This window comes from Streptomyces sp. NPDC058955, assembly GCF_042741435.1.
GTDB lineage: Bacteria > Actinomycetota > Actinomycetes > Streptomycetales > Streptomycetaceae > Streptomyces.
The window spans coordinates 19,423-30,300 of the sequence record NZ_JBHYKM010000024.1; the positions used below are offsets into that span (position 1 = coordinate 19,423).

General features: G+C 71.7%; 12 protein-coding genes. 2 read left to right on the forward strand and 10 right to left on the reverse strand.

The features are described from left to right. Window position 1: 1 nt before the first annotated feature. The 10 genes from metK to ACFW1I_RS12430 all read right to left on the reverse strand — a co-directional run bounded on the left by metK (window position 2) and on the right by ACFW1I_RS12430 (window position 9,123). Window positions 2-1,213, reverse strand: a complete 1,212-nt coding sequence (metK, locus tag ACFW1I_RS12385) for a methionine adenosyltransferase (RefSeq protein WP_384669142.1) — start codon at window positions 1,211-1,213, stop codon at window positions 2-4. Continuing rightward, window positions 1,210-1,461, reverse strand: coding sequence for a phosphopantetheine-binding protein (locus tag ACFW1I_RS12390; RefSeq protein WP_384669144.1), 252 nt, complete (start codon window positions 1,459-1,461; stop codon window positions 1,210-1,212). The genes metK and ACFW1I_RS12390 overlap by 4 nt, the downstream gene beginning before the upstream one ends. 11 nt (window positions 1,462-1,472) lie before the next feature. Then, the gene (gene acpS, locus ACFW1I_RS12395; protein ID WP_384669146.1) at window positions 1,473-1,916 is read right to left on the reverse strand and encodes a holo-ACP synthase; all 444 of its coding nucleotides are present in this window, start codon (window positions 1,914-1,916) and stop codon (window positions 1,473-1,475) included. A 1-nt stretch (window position 1,917) separates the two neighbouring features. Next, window positions 1,918-2,772 (reverse strand): hypothetical protein, encoded by an 855-nt coding sequence (locus ACFW1I_RS12400; protein ID WP_384669147.1) that lies wholly within the window; start codon window positions 2,770-2,772, stop codon window positions 1,918-1,920. A 52-nt stretch (window positions 2,773-2,824) separates the two neighbouring features. Beyond that, window positions 2,825-3,718, reverse strand: a complete 894-nt coding sequence (locus ACFW1I_RS12405; protein WP_384669149.1) for a diiron oxygenase — start codon at window positions 3,716-3,718, stop codon at window positions 2,825-2,827. Between the two features lie 24 nt (window positions 3,719-3,742). Continuing rightward, on the reverse strand, window positions 3,743-4,786 hold the full coding sequence (locus ACFW1I_RS12410; protein ID WP_384669150.1) for a class I SAM-dependent methyltransferase: 1,044 nt from the start codon (window positions 4,784-4,786) through the stop codon (window positions 3,743-3,745). After that, window positions 4,783-5,634 (reverse strand): class I SAM-dependent methyltransferase, encoded by an 852-nt coding sequence (locus ACFW1I_RS12415; RefSeq protein ID WP_384669152.1) that lies wholly within the window; start codon window positions 5,632-5,634, stop codon window positions 4,783-4,785. Before ACFW1I_RS12415 ends, ACFW1I_RS12410 begins: the two co-directional genes overlap by 4 nt. A 121-nt stretch (window positions 5,635-5,755) precedes the next feature. Beyond that, window positions 5,756-6,298, reverse strand: a complete 543-nt coding sequence (locus ACFW1I_RS12420; protein ID WP_384669153.1) for a MaoC family dehydratase — start codon at window positions 6,296-6,298, stop codon at window positions 5,756-5,758. A 104-nt stretch (window positions 6,299-6,402) separates the two neighbouring features. Then, window positions 6,403-7,578 carry a trans-sulfuration enzyme family protein gene (locus ACFW1I_RS12425; protein ID WP_384669154.1) on the reverse strand — a complete coding sequence of 392 codons (1,176 nt, stop codon included), beginning with the start codon at window positions 7,576-7,578 and terminating at the stop codon, window positions 6,403-6,405. A 108-nt stretch (window positions 7,579-7,686) separates the two neighbouring features. Next, a complete protein-coding gene (locus ACFW1I_RS12430) occupies window positions 7,687-9,123 on the reverse strand; it encodes an MFS transporter (protein ID WP_384669156.1) in 1,437 nt (478 codons plus the stop codon). Window positions 9,124-9,320: 197 nt separating this feature from the next. Here ACFW1I_RS12430 and ACFW1I_RS12435 point away from each other — a divergent pair, with 197 nt between their 5' ends. Beyond that, window positions 9,321-9,998: a hypothetical protein gene (locus ACFW1I_RS12435; RefSeq protein ID WP_384669158.1), complete on the forward strand. Its 678-nt coding sequence runs from the start codon at window positions 9,321-9,323 to the stop codon at window positions 9,996-9,998. Window positions 9,999-10,143: 145 nt separating this feature from the next. After that, complete coding sequence (locus tag ACFW1I_RS12440) at window positions 10,144-10,830, forward strand: hypothetical protein (protein WP_384669159.1); 687 nt, start codon at window positions 10,144-10,146, stop codon at window positions 10,828-10,830. Window positions 10,831-10,878 lie beyond the last annotated feature (48 nt).

The following is a 10,878-nucleotide window of genomic DNA, read 5'->3' on the forward strand; positions in this document are numbered from 1 at the left end:
ATCAGACCTCCGCTGCCTTCTTCAGGGCCTCGACGCGGTCGGTGCGCTCCCAGGTGAAGTCGGGGAGTTCGCGGCCGAAGTGGCCGTACGCGGCGGTCTGCGCGTACACCGGGCGCTTGAGGTCCAGGTCGCGGATGATCGCGGCCGGGCGGAGGTCGAAGACCTCGCTCACGGCCCGCTGGATCCGCTCGACGGGGACGGTCTCGGTGCCGAACGTCTCGACGAACAGGCCCACGGGCTCCGCCTTGCCGATGGCGTACGCGACCTGCACCTCGCAGCGGCGGGCGAGGCCCGCGGCGACGACGTTCTTCGCGACCCAGCGCATGGCGTACGCGGCCGAGCGGTCCACCTTCGAGGGGTCCTTGCCGGAGAAGGCGCCGCCGCCGTGCCGGGCCATGCCGCCGTACGTGTCGATGATGATCTTCCGGCCGGTGAGGCCGGCGTCGCCCATCGGGCCGCCGACCTCGAAGCGGCCGGTCGGATTGACCAGCAGCCGGTAGCCGTCGGACTCCAGGACGACGCCCTCCTCGACGAGCTCCTTGAGGACGTGCTCGACGACGTGCTCGCGCACGTCGGGGGTGAGCAGGCCCTCGACGGAGATGTCGGCGGCGTGCTGCGAGGAGACGACGACGGTGTCGAGGCGGACCGGGCGGTCGCCGTCGTACTCGATGGTGACCTGCGTCTTGCCGTCCGGGCGCAGGTACGGCACGGTGCCGTCCTTGCGGACCTCGGCGAGGCGGCGGGAGAGCCGGTGCGCGAGGGCGATCGGCAGCGGCATCAGCTCGGCGGTGTCGTCGCAGGCGTAGCCGAACATCAGGCCCTGGTCGCCGGCGCCCTGGGCGGCCAGCTCGTCGCCCGCGCCCTCGACGCGCGCCTCGTGCGCGGTGTCGACGCCCTGCGCGATGTCCGGGGACTGGGCGCCGAGGGAGACGGAGACGCCGCAGGAGGCGCCGTCGAAGCCCTTGGCGGAGGAGTCGTAGCCGATGTCCAGGACGGCGTCCCGGACGAGCTGGGCGATCGGCGCGTAGGCGGTGGTGGTGACCTCGCCGGCGATGTGGACCTGGCCGGTGGTGATCAGCGTCTCGACGGCCACGCGGGCCGCCGGGTCCTGGGCCAGGAGCGCGTCCAGGATCGTGTCGCTGATCCGGTCGGCGATCTTGTCGGGGTGGCCCTCGGTCACGGACTCCGAGGTGAAGAGGCGGCCGCCGCTCATGCCTGCACCTCCACCTGGGCCGGGAAGAAGTGCCGCTCGATGGCGGCGAGAGTGCGGATGACGTCGACCTCCAGGGTCTCCATCTGGATGGAGACGCCGCTCTCCTGCTCCAGGAGGAAGACGAACTCCACGAAGGAGAGGGAGTCGATGAGCCGGTTCTCGATGAGGTCGAGGTCGGGGGCGATGTCCTGGCGCTCCGGGTGGCGCTCCAGGATCCAGTTCTTGATCTGCTGCAGGCCGTCGGCCATGGGGGATCTCCTCAACTCGGTTGCGCGGGTGGGGTGGGGGCGATGATCGGGGCGGCGACCGCCACCGCGTAGTCCACGTCGTGGCTGATGGACACGGTGATCTCGGCGATGCCGGATCCGGCGGCCATCTCGGCCGCGGCGCCGTGGAGTTCGACGAGCGGCCAGCCGCCCTCGGAGCGCCGCACCACGATGTCCGGCCAGGGCAGGAACCTGCCCCGGACCCGTAAGGTCTTGAAGGCCGCTTCCTTGGCCGCGATCCGTCCGCACAGGCTCAGCAGGTCGAGCCCGGTGGAGGTGCGGCAGTCGGCGAGTTCGCCGGGGGTGAGCATCCGCTCGAAGAAGCGCTCCCCGTACTGTGCGAGGAGCCTGCGGACACGGTTGACGGACACGATGTCCATGCCGAGGTTCGCCCAGCCCAGGCCGCCCGCCGGCGGGGCGACGGGACGGGCCGGCACGTCAGGTCACCGGCCCGGCCGCGTCCAGGACCGCCCGGGTCGCCGCCTCCCAGCCGCCGTGGCGGCGGGTCAGCGCGGACAGCCAGCGTTCGAGGCCGAAGGCGACGCAGCTGGTGAAGGCCGGGCCGCCGGTCGAGGCGAGCGTGATGTCGCAGCGCTCGCCGAAGAAGTTCCGGTGCGTGTTGACCGAGGCGATCGCCAGGTCCTCGTACAGGAACTCGTACTTCACCGGGGTGAGCCGCTGCAGGAGCGCCTTCGAGCCGCCCTTGTCGAAGAAGGGGTCGCAGGCGGCCTCCTTCCGCAGGCTCAGGCCGACGGCCTCGGCGAAGGCGTCGACGCGGGCGGTGGACGCGGTGAGGTGGTCCTCGGCGTGCTCGCGGGAGCCGATGGCGACGATCTCCCGCATGCGGAAGCCGAGTTGGCGGCGCATGCCCTCGTAGTGGGTCTCCTTGCGGAAGCACCACGAGCAGACGGTGACGAGGGTGTCGTCGGCGACCTGCCGGCCCTGGTGGTCCAGGTAGACGGCGTAGCAGGAGGCGGAGGGCAGGCCGAGCCCGGCGGGTTCGAGGGCGGCGGCCGGCCAGTGGCCGCGCGTGCCGTCGAAGGGGGTGGTGAGCCGCTTCTCCAGGTCGAGGGGGGCGGCGAGGACGGCCTGGTGGGGGAAGTTGTCGTAGTAGTCGAGCCGCGCCAGGTCGGCGGCGGGCAGCAGCGGGGGCATGGTCATCGGGCGGGCGCCCGCGGACACGCCCCAGCGCTCGAAGGTGTCGTCGAGGAGCCGCAGCAGGCGGGTCCCCTCCGGTCCCAGGGACGGCAGGCCCCTGGTCGCCCCGACGGTCTCGGGGAGGGTGGCGGTCATGGTCGGTGCACCTCTCGGGTGAGGGCTCTCGGGTGAGTGCTCCCGGGCGGTCTCAGAGGACGGGCAGGCTGTCGTCCGAGAAGATCCCGGTCTTCAGGAAGAAGCCGAGCGGCTTGCGGATCGCCTTCCGCTCGTGGGCGCGGCGGGCCGGGTCGGCGATCAGCGCGTTGCGCAGGCCGAGCGGGTCGGCGATGCCGGCGTCCCGGTACACGTGGGGGTTGTAGAGGGAGTTGACGCTGTAGACGACGTACCGCTTGAGGTACGCCTCCACCTCCCGGACGCGGGCGGCGGGGACGGCCTCGCACATGCGCCGGTACAGGAGGGAGACGAGTTCGCGGCCGAAGGCGATGTGGCGGGACTCGTCCTGGTGGTGGATGCGGTTGACCTCGCGGATGGTGTGGCAGAGGGAGGTGTCCTTCGCCATCCGGGAGTTGTAGTGGTCGACGAGCTCCTCGAAGAAGAGGATCCGGGTGAAGACGAGGAAGTTCTCGACCTCGGGCTCCCAGGCGGCGTCGGCGCGCATGGCGGTGGAGCCGTAGATCTTGTGGCCGTAGCGGCGGCAGAACTCGGAGAAGAACCACATGTGTTCGTTCTCCTCGCCGATGAAGTGGTGGAAGAAGTCCGAGGGGACCTCGAAGCCGGGCATGTGGATGCGGCCGACGACCTCGATGAGGAGTTCGCGGATGCCGTGCACGTTGAGGCTGTAGAAGTTGATCGACTCCCACTTCGACAGGCGCTGCAGCGTTTCCTCGCCGAGGGTGTCGTAGTGCTCGGTGCCGAAGACGGTGAGCAGCTCCGGCGTCATCCAGAAACGGTTCTCCTCCAGGGTCTCGGGCCACTGGAAGGTCTGGTACGGGTTGTAGTAGTCCTCGACCGAGCGCTCGCTGAGGCGGTTCAGGACCTCCAGGAAGCGGTCGTTGACGGGCAGGGGGGCGGTCACGCCCATGGTCTCGCTCCTCGTGAGGTGGGGTTACGGCCGGACTTCGTAGACCGCGTTCACCGGGGTCTCGGTGGCGCGCCGCCAGCGGGTGAAGCCGGCCTCCTCGGCGATGGCCCGGAAGGCCTTCTCGCCGGAGTGGTTGCCGAGGGCGTGCGGGCCGCGCTGGGCGACCGCGACCGGCAGGCACATCACGGCGGACAGGGCCATGAACATGCGGGCGGCGGGGGTCTGGGTGTCGACGTCCTGCGGGGAGACGTTCGACTCGACGAGCATCCAGGTGCCGTCGGTGTCCAGGGACTTGTGGACGTGCTGGGCGGCGGCGACCGGGTCGCCCATGTCGTGCAGGGCGTTGAAGAAGCACACCAGGTCGTAGCCGGAGCCGGGGTAGTCGTCGGCGGAGGCGACGTCGAAGACGACCCGGTCCGAGAGCCCGGCCTCCTCGGCCAGCTCGCGGGCGATCGCGATGGCCTCCTCGGAGTAGTCGAAGCCGTGCACGGTGGCGTTCGGGAACGCCTTCGCGATGAGGAGGGTGGTGTGGCCGACGCCGCAGCCGACGTCGGCGACGGTGCCGCCGTTCCGCAGCTTCTCCGTGACCTCGTGGAGGGAGGGCAGCCAGTCGGGGACGAGCTTGTGCTCGTACGCCGGCTGGAAGAAGGAGCCCATGCCGGTGTCGAGGGCCGCGTCGTGCTCGGCCCAGCCGACGCCGTCGCCGGTGCGGTACGCCTCGACCAGCAGGTCCTCGGTGGCGTACAGCGCCTTGAGGGCGGTGAAGAAGCCGGCGGCGAAGGTGACGGCCTTCGGGTCGGCGAGGACCTCGGCGTGGTCGGCGGGGAGCGTGTACGTGAGCGAGCTCGGGTGCCGCTCGACGTACCCGGCGGAGAGCTGGGCGTGCAGCCACTCCTCGACGTACCGCTCGTCCGTGCCGGTCGCCTGCGCCAACTGGGCTGCGGTCAGAGGACCTTCGGAGGCGAGGGCCTTGTACAGGCCGAGGCGCTCGCCGAGGGCGACGGTCAGGCCGCGGACGGCGGCGCCGGCGTCGCCGATGACCCGCTGGTGGAAGTCGTGGGCGCTCACGCGGCCACCTCCTGGTCGAATCCGGGCGCGGCCGGCAGGTCGCACGTGAAGAGGAAGGAGCGGGGGACGCCGGGGATCGTGCGGGCCGGGACCGGGTAGGGCCAGCGGTCGAAGTCGGCGCCGGCCTCGCCGGGCTGCTTCACCTCGCGGACGGACCAGCCGCACTCGGCGAGCAGCGCCTCGGGCTCCTCGGTGCCGAAGAGCCACGGGTTGCCGTCCTCCTCCAGGGCCTTCATGAAGTCGCGGGCCAGCGGGTTGACGAGGGCGGCCCGGGAGATGACGTCGCCGAGCAGCACGGTGCCGGGCGCGGAGTGGGCGGCGAGCGTCGCGATCAGGGTGCGCACGGCCTGCTCGGGCAGGAAGAACAGCAGGCCCTCGACGACCCAGAGGACCGGCTCGTCGCTCTTCCAGCCGGCCTCCTTGAGCGGGCCGGTCCAGTCCTGGGTGAGGTCGACGGGGACGGCGACGCGGGTGCGGCCGGCCGGCCGCGGCTCGTCCTTCAGCATCCGGGCCTTGGCGTCGAGCAGCGCGGGGCGGTCGAGCTCGTAGACGGTGACGCCGTCGGGCCACGGCAGCCGGTAGAAGCGGGTGTCCATGCCGGCGGCGAGGAACACGACCTGGCGGATGCCGCGCTCCTGGACCGCCTGCACGATGGCCCGGTCGAGGTAGGTGGTGCGGATGGCGAGGAACGGCACGATGCCGCCGCCGGCGTAACGCTTCAGCAGCTCGACGCCGGTCTCGTCGGCGACGGTGCGCGCGTAGGGATCGGCGAACAGCCGGTCCTCGCGCTCGGTCTCCAGGGCGCGCGCGGCGGCGGTCCACTGGGCGGTGCGGGATACGGCCTCCACGGGAGGTCCCCCTTCGGTCGGGAGTGCGGTGGGATACGGACGGCCGTGTTCAGGGCCGGGCGGGGGCGTGCGGTCCCGTCGACGGGCATACGGACCCGTCGGGGCTGGGCGCGCGCCCCCGTCAGGCGGTCATGACCGGGACACAGACCTTGGCCCGGGCGCCCGTGCAGCCGACGGGGTCCTCGGCCGCGGGCATCGACGACGGATGCGCGGCCTCGGTGTCGGCGGGGCGCCGGCGGAAGATGCTGTGCAGGATCATGCTGAACACGGCCGTCCCGTCGGCGGCCACGAGCGTGCACCGCGGCTTGACGGTGCCGGTGGCGCGGTTGAACGGCGACGGGGTGGCGCCGAGGATCTCGACGCGCGCGGCCAGGACGTCGCCGGGGCGTACGGGGCGCAGATAGCGGACCTCGTCGATGCCGGGCGAGCCGAGGCAGTCGCTGTAGGCGAGCAGGCCGTCCACGTACCGCCGCATGAAGAGCGACTGGGTGTGGAAGCCGCTGGCGATCAGGCCGCCGAACGGCGAGTCCTTCGCCCGCTCCGGGTCCGTGTGGAAGGGCTGCGGGTCGAAGCGCCGCCCGAACTCCAGCACCTCCTCCGCGGTGACGGTGACGGTGCCCAGTTCATGGACGTCGCCGGGCCGGAAGTCCTCGAAGTAGCGCATCGGACGCCCCCCTTGACCTAGGAGTTCTACGTTTCCTGGCATCACCCAATCTACGAATGACTCATTTATTTTGTCAACCCAAAAGAAGCCGGAAGGGCTCTCGACTAGCCCCGGGCGAGGGCCTGTTCGAGGTCCGCCCACAGGTCGTCGACCGCCTCGATGCCGACCGACATCCGCACCAGGCCCGGCGCGATCCCGGCCGCCGCCAGCGCGGCGCCGTCCAGCTCGCGGTGGGAGGTGGATGCCGGGTGGGTCAGCAGCGTCTCGACCCCGCCGAGCGAGAGGGCGAGCCGGCCGAGCCGCACCCGCTCCACCAGGGCCCGGCCCGCCGCCCGGCCCCCGTCCAGCTCGAAGGAGAGCAGCCCCCCACCGCCCGAGAGGACCTTCCGGGCGAGGCCGTACGAGGGATGGCCCGGCTGCCACGGGTAGTGCACGGCCGTCACCCGGGGGTGGACGCGCAGCAGCTCGGCGAGCGCGGCGGCGTTGGCGCAGTGCTCGCGCATCCGCAGCGGCAGCGTCGGTATCCCGCGCAGGACCAGCCAGGCGGCGAACGGGTCGGCGCTGGCGCCGAGTTCGACCGTGCGCGGCCAGATCCGGCGGCGCAGCTCGTCGTCCGCGAAGACGGCCGCGCCGCCCAGCACGTCCGAGTGGCCGGCCAGGTACTTGGTGGCGGAGTGCACCACGACGTCCGCGCCCAGCTCCAGGGGCCGGCACAGGACGGGCGAGGCGAGCGAGTTGTCGACCACGCTCGTCACCCCGAGCCGGCGGGCGGCGGCGAGCAGCCCCGGCAGGTCGGCCACCCGCCCGGTGGGGTTGGCGATCGTCTCCAGGACCAGCACGCGGGCCGCCGGGTGGACGGCCGCCGCCTCGAACTCGGCGACGTCGTCCCCGGAGACGTACACGACCTGGATCCCGTACCGCTCGGCGAGGTCGGACAGGACGGAGAACGTGCCGCCGTACAGGCAGCGCTGGGCGATCACCCGGTCGCCCGGCCTGAGCAGCGCGAGCAGGACGCCGCTGATCGCGCCCATGCCGGAGGCGAAGGCGATCGCGCCCGCGCCGCCCTCCAGTCCGGCGAGGGTCTGCTCCAGGGCGCGGACGGTCGGGTTGCCGCGGCGGCTGTAGACGTACCGGCCGTCGGGTCCGGCCATCGCGTCGGCCAGCTCGGCGGCCGAGTCGAAGGCGAAGGCGGAGGACTGCACGAGCGGCACGGACAGCGGCCAACTACCGTCGGCGAAGGGTTCGTTGACGACGTGCACGGCGCGGGTGCTCAGTTCCATGGTCTTCCTCTCCGAGGGGGTACGGAAAAACGGGTACGGAAAAGGGGCCGCCCGACGTCCGGGACGGACATCGGCGGCCCCGTCGGGGACGGACATCGGGGGCGGGGATCAGGCGGCGACCTTCTCGCCCTGCGGGGCGGAGGCGGCGGCCTCGGCGGCCACGGCCTTGTCGCCCTTCATCACCAGGAGGGTGATGACGCCGCCGAGCGCGGCGACGACCGCGGCGCCGATGAAGGCGGCCGAGAAGCCGTCGGTGAGCTTGGGCAGGTTGCCGAGCTGGTCGGCGCCCTGCGACATGGCGACCGCGGTGAGGGCGGCGAGGCCGAGCGCGGAGCCGACGTTGTAGGTGGTGTTGACGATGCCGGAGGCGAGGCCGGCCTGCTCCTGCGGGGCGCCGGACATCGCGGCGATCATCGCCGGGATGTAGGCGAGGGACATGCCGAGCGCGGCGACCAGCGAGGCCGGCAGGACGTCGACCAGGAAGGAACCGGTCGGCGGCACGGCCGCCAGCCAGACCAGACCGGCCGCGAGGACCAGCAGACCGCCGGCGATGAGCGGCTTGGCGCCGATCTTCATCATCAGGCGGGAGGTGATGGCCGTCATGAAGATCATGAGGAGCACGGTCATCGGGAGCAGCGCGGCACCGGACTCGAAGGCGCCGAAGCCGAGGACCTGCTGGAGGTAGAGGTTGAGGAAGTACCACATCGGGATCCAGGCGGCGCCGAGCAGCGTCATCGCCAGGTTGGCCGAGCCGAGGCGCGGGACCCGCCAGACGCTGAGCGGCATGAGCGGCTCGCGGACCGACTTCTGGATCACGAAGAAGAGGATCAGGAGGGCGGCGGCGCCGACCAGTTCGAGGATGGTGGAGGTGGCGCCCCAGCCGACCTCGGGGGCACGGACGACGGCGAAGACGGCGAGTGCGAGGCCGGCGGTGACGGCGACGGCGCCGAGGACGTCGACGGAGCCGCGGCGGGACTCGACGTTCGGGAGCAGCTTGGTGGCGGCGAGGGTGGCCAGGCCGATCGGGATGTAGATGATGAAGACCCACTGCCAGCTCATCCACTCGGTGAAGACACCGCCGAGGAAGACGCCCGCGGTGCCGCCGGCCGGGGCCGCGGCGCCGTACAGCGCCATCGCCTTGCCGAGCTCCTTCGGGTCGTGCATGAACAGCATCATCAGCAGGGTCATCGCGGAGGGCGCGATGAGCGCGCCGCCGACGCCCTGGACGGCGCGGCCGACGATCTCGACCCAGGCGGTCTGCGCGGCGGCGGCCACGACCGAACCGGCGATCATGACGGCCCAGCCGGAGACGAAGATCTTCCGGGCCCCGACGAGGTCGGAGAGGCGTCCGCCGAGGAGCAGCAGACCGCCGAAGACGATCACGTAGGCGTTGAAGATCCACTGGAGCTCGCTCTGCGAGAAGCCCAGGTCCTTCTGCATCTCGGGGAGCGCCACTCCGATGATCGAGGTGTCCATGATGACCATGAACTGGGCGGCGGCGAGCACGAGGAGTGCCCACCAGCGCCGGGGGTTGACGTTTGACATCGCACTGCCCTTCACTCGCGGCCGACCGGTGGCCTGGGCCGGTTACATACCCCTGGGGGGTACCTTCGCGGAGCACCGTAACATACCCATGGGGGGTATGTAAGAGCGGGATGAGGGAGATCTTCCGCCACACGGGGAGGGCGGATCGCCGGGGTCGCGCCCCCGAGCGGCGCCCGTCCGGCGGGCAGAATGCGGCCATGACCGCACCCGAGGAAGCCGCCGCGCAGGACCTCGACCTGCTCCGGCGCTGGAACGCCACCCTGCTCGCCGCCCGCGCCGGCCGCGAGGGCCCCGACCCCGCCCCGTACGGCCGCGACCTGCTCGGACGCTGGGCCGAGCCGCAGCGCCGGTACCACACGGTCACCCATCTGAAGGCGGTCCTCGACCGGATCGACGAGCTCTCCGACCAGGGCGGCGAGGGCGGGGAGCTCGAACTCGTCCGGCTCGCCGCCTGGTTCCACGACGCCGTCTACCGCCCCGAGCGCTCCGAGAACGAGGAGCGCTCGGCCCACCTCGCCGAACGCGCCCTGCGCGAGGCCGGGTTGACCGAGCACGAGGTCGCCGAGGTGGCCCGCCTGGTCCGCCTCACGGTCACCCACGACCCGGCCCCCGGCGACCTCAACGGCGAGACCCTCTGCGACGCCGACCTGGCGATCCTCGCCACCGACCCCGATACCTACCGGGGGTATGCGGCGGCCGTCCGCGAGGAGTACGCCTTCGTCCCCGACGACGCCTTCCGCGAGGGCCGCGCCGCCGTCCTGCGCCAACTCCTCGGCCTGCCCCGCCTGTTCCGGACGCCGTACGGCGCGGCGGTCTGGGAGGAAAAGGCCCGCGAGAACATCGAGAAGGAACTCGCGGAGCTGACGGCGCACTGACGTCGGGGGACCGAAGCCGAAACGTAATCCGGCACCGACACTACCGTCGGTAAGATCATTTCGTTTGGGATCCGACCCGCACGCACGCGAACGCCCGGAAAGAACGAAGAACATGAAATTGCGCAGGGCCCTTCCCCTCGTCGCCGTGATACCGGCCCTTTTCCTGGCGACCGCGTGCAGCGGTGAATCCGCGGATTCCGGCGGAAAGAATGCGAAGCCCGCCGGGAAGAGCGCGCCGAGCGCCCAGGAGAAGGAGTCCGCGGAGGCGAAGAAGCTCGGCACGCTCGACACGCCGGCCCTGGAGAAGGCCGTCCTGACGGGCACGGTCGCCGGCATGGAGGCGAAGAAGGTCGCCAAGGCGGAGGTCGAGGCGGGACGGAACATGGAGGCCGACCGGAAGGAGTGCCAGCCGCTGGCCAGCATGATCGGCGGCTTCACCCACATCGCCCCGGTCGCCACCGCCCACCGCTCCCTCCAGGGCGCCAAGGCCACCGACGCGACCGTCGGCTCCATGTGGCTGGCCTCCCACTCCGAGGAGAACGCCACCCGGGTCATGGACGAGCTCGGCACCGCCGTCACCGCCTGCCCCCAGGGCTTCAAGACCCTCGGCCTCACCTACGGCAAGGTCGAGAAGCTGCCCGCGCCGAAGCTGGGCGACCAGGCCGTGGCGTACCGGATCACCGGCGACATCGGCAAGCAGAAGGTCCCGATGACGTACACGGTCGTCCGCAGCGGCAACGTGATCGCGGCCTTCTACGGCGTCAACATGCTCGACCCGAAGCAGGCGGCGATCCCGCAACCGGTCGTGAAAGCCCAGCTCGACCGGCTCTGAGACCCGGACGCGAGGAAGGGGGCCTCCCCGGTGCGCGGTGCACCGGGG